General features: G+C 37.1%; 23 protein-coding genes. 14 read left to right on the top strand and 9 right to left on the bottom strand.

The annotated features are described in order from the left end of the window. Positions 1-12: 12 nt before the first annotated feature. The 4 genes from AC1ECF_RS09845 to rlmH all read left to right on the top strand — a co-directional run bounded on the left by AC1ECF_RS09845 (position 13) and on the right by rlmH (position 3064). The gene (locus AC1ECF_RS09845) at positions 13-801 is read left to right on the top strand and encodes an MBL fold metallo-hydrolase (protein WP_480389235.1); all 789 of its coding nucleotides are present in this window, start codon (positions 13-15) and stop codon (positions 799-801) included. Positions 802-937: 136 nt separating this feature from the next. Then, positions 938-2161 carry a S1C family serine protease gene (locus AC1ECF_RS09840; protein WP_480389234.1) on the top strand — a complete coding sequence of 408 codons (1224 nt, stop codon included), beginning with the start codon at positions 938-940 and terminating at the stop codon, positions 2159-2161. A 168-nt stretch (positions 2162-2329) separates the two neighbouring features. Beyond that, complete coding sequence (locus AC1ECF_RS09835; RefSeq protein ID WP_480389233.1) at positions 2330-2497, top strand: CxxH/CxxC protein; 168 nt, start codon at positions 2330-2332, stop codon at positions 2495-2497. An 87-nt stretch (positions 2498-2584) separates the two neighbouring features. After that, positions 2585-3064, top strand: coding sequence for a 23S rRNA (pseudouridine(1915)-N(3))-methyltransferase RlmH (gene rlmH, locus AC1ECF_RS09830; RefSeq protein WP_480389232.1), 480 nt, complete (start codon positions 2585-2587; stop codon positions 3062-3064). A 60-nt stretch (positions 3065-3124) separates the two neighbouring features. Here the strand turns inward: rlmH and AC1ECF_RS09825 are convergent, their stop codons facing one another. Continuing rightward, positions 3125-3856 (bottom strand): HAD-IIB family hydrolase, encoded by a 732-nt coding sequence (locus AC1ECF_RS09825; RefSeq protein ID WP_480389231.1) that lies wholly within the window; start codon positions 3854-3856, stop codon positions 3125-3127. A gap of 66 nt (positions 3857-3922) precedes the next feature. Here AC1ECF_RS09825 and AC1ECF_RS09820 point away from each other — a divergent pair, with 66 nt between their 5' ends. Next, a complete protein-coding gene (locus AC1ECF_RS09820) occupies positions 3923-4585 on the top strand; it encodes a Crp/Fnr family transcriptional regulator (RefSeq protein ID WP_480389230.1) in 663 nt (220 codons plus the stop codon). Positions 4586-4743: 158 nt separating this feature from the next. Here the strand turns inward: AC1ECF_RS09820 and cydC are convergent, their stop codons facing one another. Genes cydC through AC1ECF_RS09800 form a run of 4 tightly spaced genes read right to left on the bottom strand, consistent with a single transcriptional unit; the run spans position 4744 to position 10659 of the window. Beyond that, a complete protein-coding gene (gene cydC / locus AC1ECF_RS09815) occupies positions 4744-6495 on the bottom strand; it encodes a thiol reductant ABC exporter subunit CydC (RefSeq protein WP_480389277.1) in 1752 nt (583 codons plus the stop codon). A 23-nt stretch (positions 6496-6518) separates the two neighbouring features. Then, on the bottom strand, positions 6519-8246 hold the full coding sequence (cydD, locus tag AC1ECF_RS09810) for a thiol reductant ABC exporter subunit CydD (protein WP_480389229.1): 1728 nt from the start codon (positions 8244-8246) through the stop codon (positions 6519-6521). 20 nt (positions 8247-8266) lie between these two features. Beyond that, entirely contained in the window at positions 8267-9268 is a 1002-nt protein-coding gene (gene cydB / locus AC1ECF_RS09805; RefSeq protein WP_480389228.1) for a cytochrome d ubiquinol oxidase subunit II, read from the bottom strand. Next, positions 9265-10659 carry a cytochrome ubiquinol oxidase subunit I gene (locus tag AC1ECF_RS09800; protein WP_480389227.1) on the bottom strand — a complete coding sequence of 465 codons (1395 nt, stop codon included), beginning with the start codon at positions 10657-10659 and terminating at the stop codon, positions 9265-9267. The genes cydB and AC1ECF_RS09800 overlap by 4 nt, the downstream gene beginning before the upstream one ends. 805 nt (positions 10660-11464) lie before the next feature. Here AC1ECF_RS09800 and AC1ECF_RS09795 point away from each other — a divergent pair. Together AC1ECF_RS09795 and AC1ECF_RS09790 are read left to right on the top strand one after the other, a co-directional pair. Next, on the top strand, positions 11465-13180 hold the full coding sequence (locus tag AC1ECF_RS09795) for a SulP family inorganic anion transporter (protein WP_480389226.1): 1716 nt from the start codon (positions 11465-11467) through the stop codon (positions 13178-13180). A gap of 228 nt (positions 13181-13408) precedes the next feature. Next, the gene (locus AC1ECF_RS09790; protein ID WP_480389225.1) at positions 13409-13759 is read left to right on the top strand and encodes an ArsR/SmtB family transcription factor; all 351 of its coding nucleotides are present in this window, start codon (positions 13409-13411) and stop codon (positions 13757-13759) included. 119 nt (positions 13760-13878) lie between these two features. Here AC1ECF_RS09790 and ahpF read toward each other — a convergent pair whose 3' ends face one another. Continuing rightward, positions 13879-15408, bottom strand: coding sequence for an alkyl hydroperoxide reductase subunit F (gene ahpF, locus AC1ECF_RS09785; protein ID WP_480389224.1), 1530 nt, complete (start codon positions 15406-15408; stop codon positions 13879-13881). Between the two features lie 12 nt (positions 15409-15420). After that, positions 15421-15984, bottom strand: a complete 564-nt coding sequence (gene ahpC / locus AC1ECF_RS09780; RefSeq protein ID WP_480389223.1) for an alkyl hydroperoxide reductase subunit C — start codon at positions 15982-15984, stop codon at positions 15421-15423. A 322-nt stretch (positions 15985-16306) separates the two neighbouring features. On the opposite strand from ahpC, the gene AC1ECF_RS09775 reads away from it, so the two are divergent. Both AC1ECF_RS09775 and AC1ECF_RS09770 read left to right on the top strand, forming a co-directional pair. Beyond that, a complete protein-coding gene (locus AC1ECF_RS09775) occupies positions 16307-17032 on the top strand; it encodes a 3-ketoacyl-ACP reductase (RefSeq protein ID WP_480389222.1) in 726 nt (241 codons plus the stop codon). Between the two features lie 105 nt (positions 17033-17137). Beyond that, entirely contained in the window at positions 17138-17326 is a 189-nt protein-coding gene (locus AC1ECF_RS09770) for a hypothetical protein (protein WP_480389221.1), read from the top strand. 28 nt (positions 17327-17354) lie between these two features. On the opposite strand, the gene AC1ECF_RS09765 is transcribed toward AC1ECF_RS09770, so the two are convergent. After that, the gene (locus AC1ECF_RS09765) at positions 17355-17942 is read right to left on the bottom strand and encodes a hypothetical protein (RefSeq protein ID WP_480389220.1); all 588 of its coding nucleotides are present in this window, start codon (positions 17940-17942) and stop codon (positions 17355-17357) included. Between the two features lie 128 nt (positions 17943-18070). On the opposite strand from AC1ECF_RS09765, the gene AC1ECF_RS09760 reads away from it, so the two are divergent. Further along, positions 18071-18334, top strand: coding sequence for a DUF2564 family protein (locus tag AC1ECF_RS09760; protein ID WP_480389219.1), 264 nt, complete (start codon positions 18071-18073; stop codon positions 18332-18334). Between the two features lie 176 nt (positions 18335-18510). Here the strand turns inward: AC1ECF_RS09760 and AC1ECF_RS09755 are convergent, their stop codons facing one another. Continuing rightward, positions 18511-18654 (bottom strand): hypothetical protein, encoded by a 144-nt coding sequence (locus tag AC1ECF_RS09755; protein ID WP_480389218.1) that lies wholly within the window; start codon positions 18652-18654, stop codon positions 18511-18513. Between the two features lie 257 nt (positions 18655-18911). Here AC1ECF_RS09755 and AC1ECF_RS09750 point away from each other — a divergent pair, with 257 nt between their 5' ends. The 4 genes from AC1ECF_RS09750 to AC1ECF_RS09735 all read left to right on the top strand — a co-directional run bounded on the left by AC1ECF_RS09750 (position 18912) and on the right by AC1ECF_RS09735 (position 21222). Next, positions 18912-19121 carry a TM2 domain-containing protein gene (locus AC1ECF_RS09750; RefSeq protein ID WP_480389217.1) on the top strand — a complete coding sequence of 70 codons (210 nt, stop codon included), beginning with the start codon at positions 18912-18914 and terminating at the stop codon, positions 19119-19121. 157 nt (positions 19122-19278) lie between these two features. Further along, a complete protein-coding gene (locus tag AC1ECF_RS09745) occupies positions 19279-19839 on the top strand; it encodes a bifunctional transcriptional activator/DNA repair enzyme AdaA (protein ID WP_480389216.1) in 561 nt (186 codons plus the stop codon). Next, complete coding sequence (locus tag AC1ECF_RS09740; protein ID WP_480389215.1) at positions 19836-20750, top strand: DNA-3-methyladenine glycosylase family protein; 915 nt, start codon at positions 19836-19838, stop codon at positions 20748-20750. The genes AC1ECF_RS09745 and AC1ECF_RS09740 overlap by 4 nt, the downstream gene beginning before the upstream one ends. Continuing rightward, positions 20707-21222: a methylated-DNA--[protein]-cysteine S-methyltransferase gene (locus tag AC1ECF_RS09735; protein WP_480389214.1), complete on the top strand. Its 516-nt coding sequence runs from the start codon at positions 20707-20709 to the stop codon at positions 21220-21222. Before AC1ECF_RS09740 ends, AC1ECF_RS09735 begins: the two co-directional genes overlap by 44 nt. The last annotated feature ends 48 nt before the right edge of the window (positions 21223-21270 follow it).

Genomic DNA, 21270 nt, shown 5'->3' with positions numbered 1-21270 from the left:
GAGTTTTTCAATATGAAGTTTAGTGTATTAGCTAGTGGGAGCAGCGGTAATGCCATCTATGTAGAAAGTGGCGAGCATTCCTTTCTAGTCGATGTCGGACTAAGCGGTAAGAAAATGGAGGAGCTGTTCCAAGGAATCGGACGAGAAATGAAAAACCTTTCCGGAATCTTTGTGACGCATGAGCATAGCGATCATATTAAAGGTCTTGGTGTCATTGCTCGTAAGTATGGAATCCCTGTTTTTGCGAACAGTAAGACTTGGCAAGCAATGGATCCTTTAGTGGGCAACATTCCTGTGGATCAACGCTTTCATTTTGATATGGAAACAGTCAAAACATTTGGCTCTGTAGATATTCAATCGTTTGCCGTATCGCATGATGCCGCAGATCCTATGTTTTATATATTTCATGAAAATAATCGAAAGCTAGTCCTCATAACAGATACTGGATATGTGAGTGATCGGATGAAAGGCCACATTAAAGGAGCAGATGCTTATGTATTTGAGAGTAATCATGATGTGAGTATGCTTCAAATGGGACGTTATCCTTGGTCAGTTAAACGTAGAATTCTTAGTGATGTAGGACATGTATCTAATGAGGATGCAGCTGTTGCAATGAGTGAGGTTATTGATATCAAGAATACAAATGTGTATTTATCCCACTTGAGTCGAGATAACAATATGAAGGACCTTGCTCGTATGAGCGTTACACAAACTCTTCAATCCTGCGGAATTATCGCAGGGGAATACGTTCACTTACATGATACAGATGCCAATATACCAACAGAATTAGTTTTAGTTTAATCGAAGCACTAAAGGTTTTCATCGCCTTTAGTGCTTTTTATTTAACTTTTAAATAATTTTCATTTAATTTTAATCTCCGATGGGTAAATTAAAGCTATGAATAGCACATATTATAACGTGAACATAGAAAGGGAGAATGAAAATGGAACATGAAACGATATATGGACCTCAGGAGCCACCTAAGGAGCCGAATTCTAAAAGGAAGGAAAAGAAAGGATTAGCAGGTTACTTTATTAGCGGGCTAGCAGGTGTACTTGTTGGTGCTTTGCTGGTATGGTTTTTTATCCCTTCCGTTGTTTCCAACCTGACGGACTCTGGTACAAAAAACTCTACTGGCATTGGAAGTTCAGAGCGGGTGAGTATTGATATTACCACAGATGTTACTACTGCAGTAGAAGAAGTCTCTTCAGCAGTTGTAGGTGTGACCAATATTCAATCGGTTAATAATTTTTGGAGTCACTCAACAAGCCAGCAAGAAGCGGGTACTGGATCGGGTGTTATTTATAAAGTAGATAACGGAAGAGCATTTGTCATCACAAATTACCATGTGATTGAGGGTGCAGAGGCACTGGAGGTAACTTTGGATAATGGTTCAAAGGTAGAAGCAACGCTTGTCGGCAGTGATATATGGACCGATTTAGCTGTGTTAGAAATGGATGCAAAGGGAATCGATACTGTCTTAGAGTTTGGCGATTCAGATGCCCTTAAGCAAGGTGAAACAGTAATTGCTATTGGAAACCCACTTGGCCTCGACTTTTATGGATCAGTGACAACAGGGGTAGTGTCAGGTAAAGACCGTGCTATTCCGGTTGACATTAACGGTGATGGAGTAGAGGATTGGCAGGCAGATGTTTTACAGACAGATGCGGCGATTAATCCAGGAAACAGCGGAGGAGCTCTTATAAACGTTGCAGGACAATTAGTTGGCATTAATTCTATGAAGATTTCTGAATCAACTATTGAAGGAATCGGCCTAGCCATTCCTATTAATTCAGCAATCCCGATTATTGAGGATTTAGAAACAAACGGGAAAGTTAATAGACCTTCAATGGGTGTGACATTGGTTGATTTAACAAATGTACCAGCGTATCATCAACGAGATACTTTAAAATTACCTGTAGAAGTAACTACTGGTGTAGTGGTGGATGAAGTTCTAGAAAATACACCGGCTGCTCAAGCAGGAATGAAAACATACGACGTAATTGTAGAAATGGATGGAGAAAAGATTGAGAGCACAATCGACCTTCGAAAACATTTATATAACGAAAAAGAAATTGGGGATACGATGAAGGTGAAGGTATATCGCCAAGGAGAGTTAGTGGAATTAAACTTAACCTTAAAGGAATCCAACAATTTATAAACATGTGGATAACTTAATGTTACAATTGAAACAAATTCACAACGAGTAGGTGACGGGATATCTTGTCTTTCCTACTCGTTTTCTATTTGTTACAATGGATTGTGGATAAATAATGTGAATTGTGAATAAGTTTGTGAATAGTTAATAAACCGAGAGGAAAGATAAATTATGAGAATATTCAGTTGCGAAACCCATATAAATCAAGCTTTAGACATGTTTGTGGCAGAAGAGAAAACCTTTCCGATGATGGAAAAGATAAAAGAAGAAGAAAAGTTATCCACAACCTGTACCTATTGTAACAGTCCTGCAATATATATTGTGGCACATGAAAAGTGAAACACAATATGTAGATAACTATTGTGGATATGTGTATAAGTGCTGTGAATAACATGTTTGTAAACAAAATGTAAAGGTGGATAACCTGTGAATATACAAATAATAACGGTAGGAAAGTTAAAGGAAAAATATCTAAAAATGGGGATGGACGAGTATACGAAACGATTGGGTAGCTATGCAAAAATGGAGCTAATCGAAGTAGCAGATGAAAAAGCACCCGAGAATCTAAGCGAAGCAGACATGGAGATTGTAAAGAAGAAGGAAGCAGATCGTATCCTTTCCAAGATTGCCCCCGACACTTACGTCATAGCCTTAGCAATTGAAGGAAAAATGAAATCGTCTGAGCAGCTAGCAGCTGATTTGGAGTCATTGATGACATACGGTAAAAGCAAGATTGCTTTCGTAATCGGAGGATCTTTGGGGCTGCATGAGGAAGTCATGAAGCGTAGCGACGAGAAGCTGTCCTTTTCAAAGATGACTTTGCCCCACCAGCTGATGAAGCTAGTGTTACTGGAGCAGATTTACCGAGCATTTCGAATCATGCGAGGGGAACCGTATCATAAGTAGGGACGGTTTTTGAAAAGAGCTTAAAGGACATGAAATATCAATGTCCTTTAAGCTCTTTTGTCATATGGTAACGGGTTGATTTATTAGTTGCAAAATTGTTTCTGGGACAGCTTCCTTTGTGATTTTTTTCGAAGCAAATTGATGCACTTCATTGTCACCAACACATACACTATAATTTGCTTTTTCAAATAAACATTGGTCGTTGCTATCATTTCCGAATGCGATAAAGTCATGTACGTTTAGTTTTTCAAGTCCAAATACTTTATTGATACCTAATGGACTTATATCAATCGCGTCTTCGTTTTTGTAAGCTGTTATAGAAACTGGTAGTTGTTCAAGTAAAGTGATTACCTGGTGTGTAGGATTGAATATGACTAATTTGCACATTTTCTTAAGGTCTTTAATCGTTATATTTCTTGCAGAGCTTTGGTCAATATTTTTATAGATAGGATGTTCTAAACTTCCAGTATAGGTATAGTCCCATTCGCCATCAGCTAAATAAGTAAGCTGGTGAGTTTGAATAATATTATGTAACTGATCTAGCAAATTAGTTGAAAACACAATTGCAGAAACAAAGCTATCGTCTGATATGAAACATCCGTTACCACCAACTAATTTACCTTTTCTATATTGAGCTGGAATAACGGGAACTAAATCGCGAATAGGTCGTGCAGATGCAAAAATAATTTCATGTCCTGCATTGGATAGTTTGGATAAAGCATCTACTATTGATTGATCAATCGTTTTTCCATCAAAGCAAAGTGTACCATCAATATCAAAAACAAAGTTCATTCGAATCGCCTCCTGCAAATAGTATAATAATTACAAATAGCGGCTGAAAGGACAGGTGTCTTGGTAATGGATTTAGAAAAATTTATTCAGTATTATACATATAAGTTTCCAAATGAAGTCATAAAGGACCTTCAACTAAAAAAATATCAACGAAATGAATATATATTAAAAACTGGTGATGAAATTGATGGATTATATTTTTTAATAGAGGGTCAATATTATGTCTCAAGCATTGAAATTACAGGCAGAGAATTGTTGTTGAGGTATTGCAAAGAGCCTGCCATATTAGGGGATATTGAATTAATTGAACGATGTATTATTCAATCAAATTGTATCGCAGCAGAAGCTTGTGAATTTCTATTTATACCGCTTCACACATATAAAAAACATTTACAGTATGATGCCGATTTTACACAGCTCCTTTTAAAAGAACTTGCTTATAAATTAAAAACCTGTACGATATCTTCGAGAGTAAATGCCCTATCTTCTGTATCTACACGTTTAGCAGCCTATTATTGTACATTGGCATCAGTTGAGACAAGTAGTGATTATATTGAAACACGAACTTTAGATGAAGTAGCTTCATTAATTGGAACAACAAAGAGACATTTAAATCGCATATTAAAAAAATGGATTGAAGAAGAGGCTATTATTCGAAATGGAGATACGCTTCAAATTTTAAATTGGGAAAAAATCAAGCAATATTCACATGATGTGAGATTTGAATAATAATTAAAACCGCACTTAGTCCTATTACAGAGAACCGTATCATAAATAAAGGCGGTTTTTTATGAAATAACAGCACCATTCCAGTTAGTGTGGAAGGTGCTATTTTCGAATTTGAGGCATAAATATTGCTTGTATTTTTATCAAAGGTAATTAGGCTTTTATTTTTTTCGATTCGTAATAGGGCAATCCATATGATAAAGGTTTTGGTAACGTGGATTGTGGTGCACTAATTGTTGATGAGTGCCTTCCATTTCAATGCGACCTTGATCAATAAAGAGCACACGGTCCATTTTTTCTATACCTATTAAATGATGAGTAATCCAAATAATAGTTTTTCCTTCTAAATTTCGAAAAATTGTATCGAGTAATTTCTTTTCCGTTATAGTATCTAGGCCAATTGTTGGTTCATCTAAAATAACAATAGGTGTTTTTTGTAATAAAATACGTGCAAGTGCGATTCGTTGGCGTTCTCCACCTGAAAAACGCTCTCCTAATTCTTGCATTTTCGTATAATAGCCATGTGGAAGTGAGTGAATATAATCGTGAAGCTGCACTTGTTTAGCAACTTCAATTACCTCTTCGTCTGTCGCATGGATATTTCCTAAACGTATATTGTTCATTACACTAGAGTCAAATAAATGTGGCTTTTGCTGTAGAACAGAAATAAATTTAAACATCTCATCAGTCAATTTACTTGTTGGAATATGATTGAGTGTTACCTGTCCATTTGTTGCTTTAATAGAGCCAAGCAATAGTTTAGCTATCGTACTTTTTCCAGCACCACTTTTTCCAAGAATCGCAATTTTTTCACCTTGTTCAATTGTTAGATTAAGTTGCTGAAGAACAAGTGGTTGGTTTTCATGATAGCGGAAATCTACATCTTTCATCGTTAGTGTAAAATTCGTATCTTCATTTAAACGTTTTACTATTTCTTCATCCACTTGCTGATGATCGATACTAGACTGTTCAATTTCTTCAAGTCGTTGTAGTGATTGATTGTAATTTGGTAGGTGTGTTACGGCTCCTGAAATGGGGGCAAATGCTTCCATTAACGGGAATACAATAAGCACAAAGGCTGCTATCCATAAATGATTGAATACACCAGCTTCCACATGGTTATAAGCAAAAACAATCATTAACACGACAATGAAAGCAATTATTATTTGAAATAAGAAATCACGCCAGCGATTAAATTGCTCCATCTTGAATTCTAACTCGTCTTGTTGTTTTTCAACGTTTTCATAGGATGCTAAGAAATCTTGTTGGCGACCACTTATTTTCCAATCACTCAATCCCATTACAGCATCTGTTAACGTTTGGTAAAGGTGCGTACGAACAGATTTCATTGTCATTTGTCGTTTTCGATTGGCAAGTACAGAAACAAGTGGAACAAGCACAACTAGTACAAACAACATGATTAGCGTGAATAAGGCGAATGGTATGGAGAAAAAACCAAGAGCAATGACAATTAGAAAATAGAGTACAAACCCAACGACACTTGGAAAAATTGTTTTTAAATATAAATTTTGAAGGTGTTCTAAATCGTCTGCTAATACGCCGAGTAAATCCCCTGTTTTAAAGCGTGATTTGAGCAGTAGGCTTTGTGTTTCTAATTTTTGATACAATCGAACACGCATTTTCGATAAAACTTTTAATACAAAATTATGACTTGTTAATTGTTTACCATAGGCCAAAACGGGTTGTGCAATCCCGAAGGCACGAACTAAAACAATCGGTATATAGACAAGGAAAATATTTTGTGGACGTGTCGCAGATTTCGAAATAAGATAACCCGATGTAAACATTAAAGCACCAGCACTACAAACTGTAAGAACACCTAACAAAATAACGATCAAGAGTAATTTTTTATTTTGTTTCACATACGGTTGGATCCACGAATGGTTTAATATACTTGTTCGACTTTCTTTCAACATCATTCCACCTCCGAATGGAGCCCGGCTTTAACAAAATCATAGTAAGTGCCTTGTTTTGCAAGAAGTTCCTCGTGGGTACCCATCTCTATGAGTCGTCCTTCATCAAGGACAAATATCCAATCCATTTCTAACATCCAATGAAGACGATGTGTAGCAAAAAACACTAATTTGTTATCGAATAGCGGTAACATACTTTGTTTCATTTCATATTCCGTTTCAATATCTAAGTGAGCAGTTGGTTCATCAAACAATAATATATTTCGCGTTTGATCTAAAAAGCCACGAGCGAGTGCAATTCTTTGTTCTTGTCCGCCACTTACGACCCGTCCACTTTCACCAATGACTTCATCCAATCCGTTTGGTAAACGTTCAATCATGTCAGTCAAACCAGCTAATTTGCAAGCATTTTCTATTTGTTCCCTCGTTACATTCGGTGTGTAAAATGATACGTTTTTTGCAATCGTATCATTGAAAATATATGGTTTTTGTGGAATATATAAAATTTGTTGCTGCCAGTTTTCTGCTCTTAAACTTGATATTCTATTACCGTTTACTTCAATTTCACCGTTTGTCGGTTGTAAAAAGCCACTTAACACATTAATGAGTGTCGATTTTCCTGATCCACTTGCACCGACGATCCCTATTTTTCCAAACCCTGTCCATGAAAAGGAAAGCTGTCGTAAAGATGGTTGATTGCTTTCTTTATGTTGGACGGCAACATTCGAAAGGGTGATGGTAGATTGTTCATTCCACCGTTTCAATTCAATCGACTGTTTGTTGTGTTCAGGAAGATTAAGTATGTTATATATAGCACTCATTGCATTTTTTCCGTCTAGTGTTGCGTGATAATCAGTCCCAAAATCACGGATTGGTTGGAAATATTCTGGTGCTAAAATTAAAATCGTTAATGCTGGAAACAATAATATTTCTCCATCTATTAAACCTAGCCCTAAAAACAATGCAACAATGGCTACTGATAAACTTGTGAAAAATTGAAGAGCGAAAGATGATAAAAAAGCAATCGCCAATGTACCCATTGTTGATTTTCGGTAGCGTTCACTTACTTGCTCGACATTTCTATCGTAATTTTTACTTAAGCCAAGTAATTTTAATGTTTCTAACCCTCGAAGAGAATCTACAAAGTGATTAGAAAGAACCTGATATGATTCGTATTGTTTATCCGCTCGAATTCTGGCTGCTCTCCCTAATAAAATAAGGAAAAATAGTAGGGTAGGTAAGACAAGCAGCAAAATAATAGCTGATCGAACATCTAACGATAGTGTGTACAGAAAAATAACAATAGGAATAATCAGCATATTGAATAGTTTTGGTAAAAATAATTTAATATAGTTTTCTACTTGGGAAACCCCTTCTAACGCCATTGTCACAATATTGCCTGTACCCTCTGTTGACGTAATATTTGGACCGAGTTGAAACAATTTTGTGTTTAATTTTTTGCGCAAATCGGCACCACTTTGAATGGAAAAAGTGACCATTATTTTATCGCGTAAAAAGATGAGGAAGTGTTTTCCGACATAGAAAACGATAAACAAAAGTAGGGGAACAAGTTGAGTAGTCAACTTTTCCCCATTAAATAAGTTCGTAATAGTCATTGCGAGAGCAACGGCTTGTAAAACAGTCATTACACTTTGTAAAAGTGCAATGACAAATAAAATGGTTAACGTTTTTTTTATGCCATTTAATGTTAATATTGATCGATTGAGCATTCATCACACAACCTTTTCAGCTATTTCTTAGGATGAATACGTTTACGGAACACGTAGTAACTCCAAATTTGATAACCAACCACAAATGGTAATAATGTAACTGCCACCTTTGTCATAACAGAAAGTGTATATTCACCACTAGCTGAGTTGAAAATCGTTAAGTCAAATGAAGGGCCAAAACTACTAATCATTACGCGTGGGAATAGCCCTATAAATAGCATCGCTACTGTAAAGATAATAGTGAAGCCAGTCATTGCAAAGGCAAATCCTTCTTTCTTTTTATTCACAAAAACGAATCCAAGAATAGCACTAATGACAACTAACACTAAAAGTAATGGTGTTGCGACAGGTCTTGCCTCAAATAAATCTGTTTCTATATACGTTAATACCGCAAATGCAACTAAACCAGCAAATAATACGATATAAACCTTATTTAACATTTTAATTGCTCGATCATGTACAGGCCCTGTTGTACGAAGTCCTATAAATGTTATACCGTGAACAAGTGATAACAGAACAACAGCAAGCCCACCAACAACAGAGTATACGTTCACATAGTCAGAAAAACTTCCGTATAGCGTCATCGTTTCATCGATTGGCATGCCACGCACTAAGCTAGTAAATAACATCCCTAATAAGAAAGGGGATAAGAAACTACCAATCGCTATACACCAATGCCAAACATTTATATACTTGTCCGTTTTGGTATGGTGAACATATTCGATCCCTACTCCTCGAGCGATAAGCGCAAGTAGGAAAATAACGAATACTGTATAATATCCGCTAAACATAGTTGCATACCAGTTAGGGAATGCAGCAAACAAAGCACCACCAGCTGTTATTAACCATACTTCATTGGCATCCCAGAACGGTCCAATTGTTTTTAAAAGCTGTTCACGCTCCAGTTTGTTTTTTGCGATTAAGCGAGTGGACATCCCGACACCGAAGTCAAATCCTTCAAGGAAAAAGAACCCGATAAATAATACGGCAATTAGGACAAACCATAATTCAGGTAAACTCATGACTCAAACGCCTCCTTGCTCAATAAATCAACATCATTGTTATTTTCAACTTGTTGATCTGGTCCTTGTTTCGCAACGCGAGCTGTCATATAAATCATAACAATCGCTAAAACAATATAGGCAGTTGAGAAGGAAATAGTTGAAAATAAAATTTGACCTGCCGATACATTCGGTGAAACCGATTGAGCTGTTGTATAGTAACCAAATACTGTCCATGGTTGACGTCCGATTTCTGTCATAATCCAACCTGCCGTATTTGCAATGAATGGCAGTGGAATAGTGTAAAGTAATACTTTTAATAACCATGATTTCTTCTCAAGTGTTTTTTTGTAAGAGAAGAATAGACCTAACATACTTAGTAAAACCATTAATCCACCGAAAACAACCATTATTCGGAAGCTCCAGAATACCGTCTTAACAGGAGGAATATAATTGATTCCTTCACCATATTTCTCTTCATATTCTTCTTGAAGTGTCAGCATTCCTGGGACAGCACCTTCGAACTTGTTATATGCTAGAAAGCTCAAAGCATAAGGTACATCAATTTGCCATGTGTTTTGATGATTTTCTACATCAATACCACCAACGACAGTCCAACCTGCAGGGTCTTCACTATCTTCCCACAGCGCTTCACTTGCTGCCATTTTCATTGGCTGTGATTGCATTAGATGTTGTGCTTGCGAGTGACCAGTAAATGCAATTGCAACTCCACTAATAAAAGCAATAACCATCGCGATATTAAACGATTTACGGAAAAATTCCATGTGACGTTTTTTTAATAAGTTATATGCACTAATACCGCCGACTACTAAACCACCAGTTGCAAGTGCTCCAAAGATAGTATGTGGAAATTCAACGAGTAATTGTGGATTTGTTAAAAGCGCCATAAAGTCAGTTAGTACTGCTTTTCCGTTTTGAATTTCAAATCCGACAGGCTCTTGCATAAATGAGTTGGCAGCTAAAATCCAAAGAGCGGATATCATCGTACCAATACTTACAAGCCACGCTGATGCTGCAATAGCCCATTTAGGTAGTTTGTCGCGACCAAACATCCAAACCCCGATAAAGGTAGATTCCATAAAGAATGCAAGTAATGCCTCTACCGCTAACGGTGCTCCGAAAACATCTCCCATAAAGCGAGAGTATTCAGACCAGTTCATTCCAAATTGAAATTCTTGTAAAATCCCTGTTACAACACCAACTGCAAAGGATAATAGAAATATTTTTCCCCAAAACTTAGACATCTGTAGATAAACTTCTTTTTTCTTCACAGCATACAATGTTTCCATAATGGCCACTATAAAAATCGTTCCGATTGATAGCGGAACAAAAAAGAAGTGGAAAATAGTTGTAATTGCATACTGTAATCGTGCTAACTCAAGTATGTCCAAGATTCTTCCTCCTTTTTTTAATAAAATGGTAAATTCAAAAAATAATATATCTAATTATTATTATATTTATATTATGTTAGAATAGCTTTTTCCTTTAAGGAGAAACAGTTACAAAACTGTGTTTGAATTGTGTCTGAAGAGAAAACTATGTGTAAAATTTGTATTAAGATACAAAATTTATGGTTCTTCACCGAAAGGTGGGGATGACAAATAAGAATTGAAGTGTCGGCTGGCGACTCCTTGGGGATAAGAGCATCCGAAACAAGATGGGAAACTAAGAACGGCACATCGTGTGCCAACGTTTTCCTGAACAACATCCTGTTGTCCCGAAGCCGCGGCCCCAGGAAAGCGTCCAGCCAGAACGGAAATCAACTCTAGTGATTTAACATGGAGGTGTATTGTGGATGTTTACTTATACAAGATATTTAGCATGTGACAAGGATATAGCCGAAGAAATTGCGCAAAATACATTTTTTAGGACGTTGAAATCATCGAACTACATTAGACCGCATTTAGCAAATAGCGGAGAACTGTATTATATGTAAGTGCAGTTTTTAATAAACGATCCAGAATGTAGGGGTAACTAATATTCTTGGTGTTTTTTATTTAAACTAATTTTCTTATGCAACAAAAACCGTTGTCTCTCTAGTTTTTTTCATCTATTTTTAGCTTGTCTAAAATGAAATATTACTTCAAATATAAACTAACAATATTTGCATTAGGAAAACAGATTGACATTGATTTTATATCATATTAGTATATTCAAATAATCAAATATACTAATATAAAGAGAGATGATTTTAGGTTGAATTCGGGAATATTCAGTGATTATTCACTAGAAAAATTTCGGAAGGATTTGATTTCAGGGATAATTGTGGGCGTTATTGCTGTTCCACTTGGGATGGCGTTTGCGATAGCGTCAGGTGTGAAACCAGAGTACGGTATTTACACAACAATTATTGCGGGTATTATCGTATCTATTTTTGGTGGATCCAAATTTCAAATCGCAGGACCTACGGGTGCCTTTATTCCGATTCTATTAGGTATCGTTATTAGTTATGGATACGAAAATCTATTAATTGCAGGATTTTTAGCGGGAATACTGCTGGTTTTAATGGGGATATTTAAGCTTGGAGAATTAATAAAATATATCCCGAGACCAGTGACCATTGGTTTCACGACGGGGATAGCAGTCACTATTTTTTCAGGTCAAATCAGTAACTTTTTAGGGCTTACTGGTATAAAGAACCAAGAACACTTCACAGAAAAAATGAAAGAAATTTATCTACATTTAGATACAATCAATATATACAGTGTAATTGTAGCTGTAATTGGCCTAATTCTTATTTTAATTACACGTAAGTGTCTACCTAAAGTTCCAGGAGCTTTAGTGGGATTGATAGGATCAAGTTTAGTAGCAACGATATTTTTTCCTGAGCAACTAGCTACAATAGGTTCTACCTATGGGGAGATTCCTAATACTTTACCGAGCCTTCAATTTCCTGAAATAACATGGGATCGAATTGTAATGTTAATTGGTCCTGCTTTAGTTATTGCTATGCTAGGGGGTATAGAGTCATTATTATCTGCTGTCGTGGCTGATGAAATGACAGGTACTAAGCACAATAGTAATCGTGAATTAATCGGTCAAGGGATTGCCAATATGGTAACACCTTTATTTGGTGGGATTCCTGCCACGGGGGCTGTCGCTCGAACAGCAACCAATGTAAAGAACGGGGCAGCAACCCCGGTATCGGGTATTATTCATGGGTTAGTCGTCTTAGCTGTGCTTTTATTATTAGCGCCGCTTGCATCTAATATTCCTTTAGCTAGTATGGCGCCTATCTTGATGGTCGTGGCGTGGAATATGAGTGAAATTGAAAAGTTTGGCCAAATTCTCAAAACGAGAACGTGGGATTCTGTTATCCTTGTCACTATATTTTTATTAACTGTTTTTGTTGATTTAACTACTGCTGTTGGAGTAGGTATATTACTTTCCATGATACTCTTTGTAAAAACAATGAGTGAATTACATGTCGTTTCAAAGGTGCTGCCAGATCCGACAGATAAGCGCCAAAGAGTAACACCTCATGTCTTAAATGATGAACACGACTGCCCACAAATTAATATTTGTACGATTGAAGGACCATTATTTTTTGGCTCGGCACAGATGTTTGAAAAAACATTACGAGGGGTTGTCCATCCTGAAGCGAAAATAGTAATTTTGCGTCTAGGTAAGGTACCCTATATGGATACTACAGGGGGATCCACTCTTTCAAGTATCGTAAAAACGATGAAAGCAAGTGGGGGAACTATTCTTGTATCAGGCTTGCAAGCTCAACCAAGATCTATATTGAAAAAAACAGGATTATATGATGAAATTGGAGAAAGTAATTTTTATGAACACACGGGAGAAGCTATAAATTATGCGCTTAATCATATAAACTTAGACAAATGTATAGGTTGTAAGCATTTTGCATTCCGAGAATGTAGTCGTTTATCCCGCATTAACGGGCAGTAAGACACGCACCTCTAAGCTTAAGTAATACGAGAAGCGAAGGTGGGAGATTAACTGCCCGTGAAAGCCCGATTGGTTCAACTGATAATCAGTGGGAGTGTCGCCGACTAAAGCCCATCAACCATGTGACTTAGTGGGCATTAGCACGTCCCGGGAGTCAAAACTCTCACTGGTTAAAGTTGACTTTATCCAAACCAGAAAAACAATAAACATGTAGTCAAAGGAGAAGCTATGAATTTAGAATTACAAAAATTTAAGGCTGATTTTTTCAAGGCGCTTTCCCATCCTTTACGAATAAGAATATTAGAGTTGCTTGCCGAGGGAGAGAAAAATGTAAATGAACTACAAACACTAATAGGTTCTGAAGGCTCCTCTGTTTCGCAGCAATTAAGTATTTTAAGGAGTAAAAACATTGTAGACAGTAAAAAAGAAGGAAATCGCGTCCTATATTCATTGCGAGATCCTATGATAATTGATCTGTTAAATATAGCACGTCAAATTTTCAATAATCATTTAATCGAAACGATTTCGATGTTAGATAAATTCACGGAAGCTGATGAAGAAGTCGAAGAAAAGCAATAAGAGGTCTATCTACATTCTCTACAGAGAATCAAATCATAAGTAAAATAAGGATAAAAAAGCCGAAGAGATCTATATCTAGATTCTTCGGCTTTTTCCATTATGCAAATTATATCAATTACTTAATTTCGAATAAGATAGTCAAATGCACCGAGTGCTGTAGTAGCGCCGGATCCCATGGAAATGATAATTTGCTTGTAAGGACTGTCTGTGCAATCGCCTGCAGCAAATACTCCCGGGATACTCGTAGCACCACGTTTATCTACAACTATTTCACCTATTTTCGTGCGTTCAAGTGTGTCGCCTAGCCATTCGGTATTTGGGACAAGGCCAATCTGAACAAACACACCTTCTACCTCTATGTGGTGTTCTTCCTCTGTTTCACGATTAACGTAGGTAATCCCATTTACTTTTTCGTTACCGGTAATTTCTTTCGTTTGTGCATTCGTGATGACCGTGGCATTAGGAAGGCTGTTAAGGCGTTCTTGCAGGACTGTATCCGCTTTTAGCTCTGAAGCGAATTCAAGGACAGTTACATGCTTCACAATTCCCGCTAAATCGATTGCTGCTTCGACCCCGGAATTGCCTCCACCGATTACGGCTACATTTCTGCCTTCAAATAAAGGTCCATCACAGTGAGGACAGTAAGCTACCCCTTTATTTTTAAATTCATTTTCACCAGGAACACCGAGATTACGCCAGCGTGCCCCAGTGGAAAGGATGACGGTCTTACTTGTAAGAACCGCGCCATTTTCTAATTCAATTTCAATTAGATCTTTCTTTTCCAGACGTACTGTTCGCTGACCTTTCATCACGTCGATATCATATTCTTTGATATGTTCTTCCAAGCTGGCAGCAAGCTTTGGACCTTCTGTGTATTTGGTCCCAATGAAGTTTTCAATTCCTAGGGTGTCTAGGATTTGACCACCGAAACGTTCAGCAACAAGTCCAGTACGAATGCCTTTACGTGCCGCATAAATGGCTGCACTAGCACCAGCAGGACCACCACCAACCACGAGAACATCGTACGGTTCTTTATTTGTGAACTCGGAGGCATCCTGTGTATTGCCCATTTTTGCTAGGATTTCATCTATTGTCATACGACCGCTTCCAAAGGCTTCCCCATTTAAGAAGACAGTTGGTACAGCCAGAATGTTTTTCTTTTCGATTTCCTCTTTGAAGACTGCCCCGTCAATCATCGTATGAGTAATGCCAGGGTTGAGAATGCTCATTATGTTTAGTGCTTGCACAACATCTGGGCAGTTATGACAGCTTAGGCTGACATAGGTTTCAAAATGGTATGTGCCTTCCATCGCCTTTATTCGGTTCATGACACTTTGATCAATCTTCGGAGCTCGTCCACTTACTTGAAGCAAGGCTAATACGAGGGAAGTAAATTCATGTCCTAGAGGAATACCCGCAAACGTAACCCCTGTATCTTCCTTGACACGATTTATACTAAAACTCGGAGTTCTAGGAAGAGAAGCCTTCTCTATCGTAATTTTAGCTGACATAGAAGCCAGTTCATCAAGAAGAGCCTGCATATCACTTGATACTTTATCAGAGCCAGCGCTGACTTTTAGTACGATGTCGTTTTCTACTAGCTGAAGGTACTGATGTAATTGTGCTTTTAAATCTGCATCAAGAATCATTTGCTCTACTCCTTAAATTTTCCCTACAAGGTCAAGGCTTGGCTTAAGTGTTTCAGCGCCTTCCTTCCATTTAGCTGGGCAGACTTCACCTGGGTTGTTGCGAACATATTGAGCAGCCTTAATTTTATTAATTAATGTGCTCGCATCACGGCCGATTCCATCCGCATTAATTTCAATTGCTTGGATAATACCATCTGGGTCAATGATGAAAGTACCACGGTCAGCTTGTCCTAGCTCTTCGATATATACATCAAAGTTGCGGGAAAGAATATGAGCAGGGTCACCAATCATTGTATACGTAATCTTTCCGATTGCCTCAGAAGTATCATGCCAAGCTTTGTGTGTGAAGTGAGAATCTCTAGAAACGGAGAATACTTCAACTCCTAATTCTTGAAGTGCAGGATACTGATCTTGAAGGTCTTCAAGCTCCGTTGGACAAACAAACGTAAAATCTGCAGGATAGAAGCACACAACGCTCCATTTACCTTTTAAATCTTGTTCCGTAACTTCGATAAAATCACCATTTCGATATGCTTGTGCTTTAAATGGCAGTATTTCTTTTCCTATCAATGACATAGTTAAAATCCTCCTAAAATCCAGTTAACTTAATGAAAGCTTAATTAAGCTATCTTATGTTAATCTGTCCTGATAAAAATTATGTAAACATCCAATTAAATAATTTACTTCAAAATGCAGAAAAAGGGTATATTTACATAATGGTGGAAAAGGTAAAATAACCCTTCTGGCGTATAATTAGCCAGATCCTGAAAGAGAAAAATAACTATAGTTACTTATAAACTTTCTCCATGTTAACAGTAAGTCAAAGCATATTTATGCATTTTTAGAGAGACGTCCTTTATAATAAAAAAGTAATAATATTTAGAAAGGAGCTGCTTACATGGCACAATCATTAAAAGGGAAAGTAGCAATTATTACAGGTGCGGCGAGAGGAATAGGGAAAGCAACTGCAATTGCATTGGCAAAAGAAGGTGTGAATGTCGGTCTTCTAGCTAGAACAGAGTCAACATTAAAAGAAGTGGCTGCTGAAATAAAGAGCCTTGGTGTGAAAGTAGCATATGCAACTGCTGACGTATCTTCAAAAGAACAAGTAGAGGCAGCTATATCAGCATTAACCAATGACCTAGGAGCTGCTGATATCTTAATAAATAACGCAGGTATTGGAAGCTTTGGAACTCTTCTAGACATGGATCCAGAAGAATGGAAAAGCATCGTTGATACAAACTTAATGGGAACATATTATGTAACTCGTGCAGTATTACCTCAATTAATAGAGAAAAATGGTGGAGACATTATTAATATCTCATCTACTAATGGATTGAGCGGTGCAGCTACGTCAAGTGCATACAGTGCATCTAAGTTTGGTGTAATTGGTTTAACAGAATCTCTAGCACAGGAGGTTCGTCGAAATAATATTCGCGTATCTGCTTTAACTCCAAGTACAGTTGCAACAGATTTAGCTATTGATACTAATCTGATTAAAGAAAACGATGACTCTAAATTTATGCAGCCAGAGGACATAGCGGAATTTATTGTAAATCAATTAAAACTAAACCCACGTATTTATGTGAAAACGGCAAGTTTTATTGCAACAAATCCTTACTAAACTATTCTTTGTAGAGTTGGAGACTAATAGCTTCAACTCTTTTTCGCTTATTTTCAATAATAGTGTCATAATAAAAAGATTAGGGACAGAAAAGGATGTGGCAAGATGAAATACAGCAAAACGGTTATGACTAAGCTGATTAACGAGCACCGTGATTTACATGACGAGCTTAAAAAAATAAAAGCTGAAATGGGCCTAGAGAAAAACTTAGCGATTAAAGCGCTATACCACTCAGCAGTCGCAGATAATGGTCGTTATATGAAGGAATATCAAGACTTGGAACGTCTACACTAAAAGAAGCTCAGGCTGTATTCCTGAGCTTTTATTCTCCGTCATATTTCCTACGTTCTATTTTCATTTCTTCTATTTTTTTCATTTGCTCCTGATAATCCTTCTCCATTTCGGATGTAGAAGGAAGAAAGGACTCTGTATTAAAGTCAACTCTTTTTCCGTAACGAAGCATTTCGTAGATAATCATGCCATTGTTAGGTTTTCCATTAAAGGTGATCATCGGCACTGCATCAAAAAGTACATAATAGAAAGCATAAAAAACAAAGCGCTCCCAAAACGTTTTATATTCCTCCGCCCATCCGTTAGCGATGAAAAAATTAATGATTAACGCTAAGGATAAATTCATAAGAATGGGAGCAGAGTAAATGCAAATGTAAGCAAACTTACTTTTTCGTTTCAACTCATCATAGGAAAACCAGCTATATAAATGATAATATTTATGAATGTCTATCATGCCAAACTTCAAAATCCTCGGACCAGAGCCTATCGTTAGTCTTGGATTAATAACCCCAAATAACCAGCTGACTAGTAAATAACCAAACTCCCGAAGAAATATCACCACAGGTAGAATAATAAATGCGGAAATTACTAATGATACTAAATCAGATATTCCAAACATGATTATTCACATCCCTCATATAAGTCTCAAAGCTTTCCTTATACCCGTTTTAGTAGATTTAAATCTCAAGCGAATATTTTCAAACCATCCTCCTATACTAAAGAAGCATGAGAAAAGGAGGAGCTATTATGGCTAAGCATACAGATCAAAGCTGGAAAAAGGATCACCCAGTAACCTTATCGACTAATTCAGTGGAGAAGGCTGACCGTGCAGTGAAGCAGGCAATGTCACATCCAGAAGAGATGGCGGTAGAGCATGCATTCAACTCTATTTCGCATGCAGAAAATTCTCTTTCTAATGCAGAGAAGCATAACGAACACTTAGATATAGTGGACCAGAACAAAGAGCATTTAGAAACGATTAAACGTCAATTAGGCGAAGTCGAAGAGTAATAACCCGGCATAGAAAAAACCGATTATCTTTTTAGGATAATCGGTTTTTTTATAAACTTAGCCGTTTAAATAGTATACGTACACCTTTCTATCTTCATCATATTCAAGCGATAAACGTTTATATGTACTGTTTTCAATGGTAACGCTGTCTAAGGATAACGCTAGCATGATATCCTCTAAATTCTTTTCAGTAGCTTCCCTGATAATCTTTCTGTCTGAATAAAATAAGCGATATTCAATCGTGTTGGGTGTTTTTTCAATAGTGTCGGTATATGGCTGTTCATTCTTGCAATCATATAAATCAATAAAATAAGTATCATCTTGAATTTAGAGCCCTCCCTATTTTTTGCTTTATTATTCCATTAAGTGGTTTTCATATAAAGCCGTAATACCGGTTAAATTACTATTAATAAAAGCGATCCGCCATGTAAATTAGCTAAAATAATTATACCATTTTATGTAAAATTGATTATACAATTACCAAAAAGAATAAAAGATTTCTCTGTTAAGATAAAAAGTAATAAAGAATAGTTATTAATCTCTATGCAAAGAGAATTATTTCAAAAGGAGATTGCAAATGAAATCGGAAAAAAACTATTTGGTTACATTGCTTCTTTGTTTCTTTCTAGGTAGTGTTGGTATCCATAGATTCTATGTTGGAAAAGTTGGTACAGGAATACTAATGCTTCTAACTGCTGGCGGCTTTGGTTTATGGACTATAATAGATTTTCTAGTTATAGCGTTTGGAAATTTCAAGGATAAAGATGGAAGAAAGATAAAAGCATAATTTGTGAAAGGGTTGCCCTGTAAGTAGAAACTTATAGGACAACCTTCTTTTTTTGTAACCAAGCATTATTTTCATTTTTTCACTATAACAGCAAGAAATAGGAGGAAGAATAAGACATTTACTAGTAGAATAATGGATAAGAAAGGCGGGTGGTCTAATGAAGAGGCTTAATCTAACCTTTGATGAAAAATGGGAGATTTTTTTAGCTTGTGACAGCACATATGACGGACTGTTTTATACGGCAGTTAAAACAACTAAAATCTATTGTCGGCCATCTTGCAAATCACGTAAGCCAAAAAAGATGAATGTAGCATTCTATGAAACAGTGCAGGCAGCAGAGCAGGCTGGTTTTCGTGCATGCAAAAGGTGTCAGCCAGAGGTAGTGCGTTCCCCTCAAGAGGAGCTTGTTAAAAAGGTGACGGAGTTTTTAATTAACAATCATAAACAGAAGCTTACTTTGCAGGATATAGCTAACCACGTTGGTATAAGCCCGTTTCATTTAGACCGAACGTTTAAGCAGCTAATGAAAGAAACACCACGTTCCTATCTAGAGAAAATTCGAGTTAATCGAGCAGTTTATCTTCTAAGGCATACAGACCGATCCAATTTGGAAATTTGCTACGAGGTGGGGTTTCAAAGTCAGTCCAGCTTCTACCAATCCTTTCGTAAGCTAACAGCAGTAACTCCAAGTCAGCTTCGAGAGGAGGATGTAACATGAATTGGTCTTCTATAGCGGGTATGGTAGAAATCTATCCACCTAATGAATTTAATTTTGAAGAATGCCTCTTATTTCTGAATAGGTCTTCTAAGGAAGTGTTACATCGAATAAAGGAAGGCCATTTGTATAAGCTTCTGAAAGTGGATGAATCGCTCGTTCTATGTAAAATTAGCTGGCTGGACCCAATCATTCGGGTAGAATTTCCCCTTCGTTCTGTCTCTAGAATGGGGCAGGAGTATGTGGTGTCTTATATATGGGAGTGGTTTGACTTAGAATATGATATTGATCAATTTTACAAAGGCTCTTCTGAGGACAAACTGTTAAAAGAACTGGTCAAAAATTATAGAGGTCTTCGGATAATAGGAATTCCAGACTTGTTTGAAGCACTTTGCTGGGCAATACTAGGACAGCAAATTACACTTTCCTTTGCCTATACACTAAAGAAACGTTTTGTTGAATGCTATGGAGAATCTCTCTCTTTTGAACAGGAGGATTATTGGACTTTTCCTAGTGCTCACGTAATTGCTAAGCTAAATGTAGAGGAGTTAAAGGAGCTGCAATTTTCTACTAGGAAGGCTGAATATATTATCGATATTGCAAAGGCTATTTCCATTGGACAGTTGTCAAAGGAAGAGCTGCTTGCATTGAATGATTATCATCTAGTGAAAAAACGGTTAGTTGCTCAAAGAGGAATCGGTCCATGGACAGCAGACTATGTCATGATGAAATGTCTACATTTCCCTAATGCTTTTCCAATAGGGGATGTTGGTCTTCACAATGCTATAAAAGCTCAAGCTAGGCTGGAACGTAAGCCAACCTTAGAGGAGCTTACTGCTATATCAATGAATTGGAAAGGATTTGAGGCTTATGCAACCTTCTATTTATGGAGATCATTATACGAACCAAATTAGTATGCTGGATTACCAGTCTCCCATTGGAATTATAGAAATTCTAGGAACAAAGGAAGCGATACTTTCTATCCTCTTTTCAGAAAAGGAGCTTCCAGAACATTCCATAACGGGTGAAACGCCTTCCGTATTAGTAGAGTGCTTTCATCAGCTAGATGAATACTTTCGAGGAACACGAATGGATTTTACATTTCCCATTCTGTACGAGGGAACGGAATTTCAGCAGAAGGTGTGGGGAGCACTCACAAGTATTCCTTACTCAAAGACAGGCTCCTACAAGGAAATTGCCGAGTCAATTGGTCACCATAAAGCAGTGAGAGCAGTGGGGACGGCTAATGGAAGAAACAAGCTAAGCATCGTCATACCGTGCCATCGAATTATTGGCGCAAATGGTACACTAACCGGGTACGCTGGTGGTGTATGGAGAAAGGAATGGCTGCTCGAGCATGAAAGGAAGCATTATAAGGGAGAATAAATAATTATAGCTATTCAATCAAACATGGGAAAAGGTGATCTATCTGCA

The sequence above is a fragment of the Psychrobacillus sp. Z3-81 genome (assembly GCF_056620325.1).
This window is presented reverse-complemented; position numbering and strand designations above follow the sequence as displayed.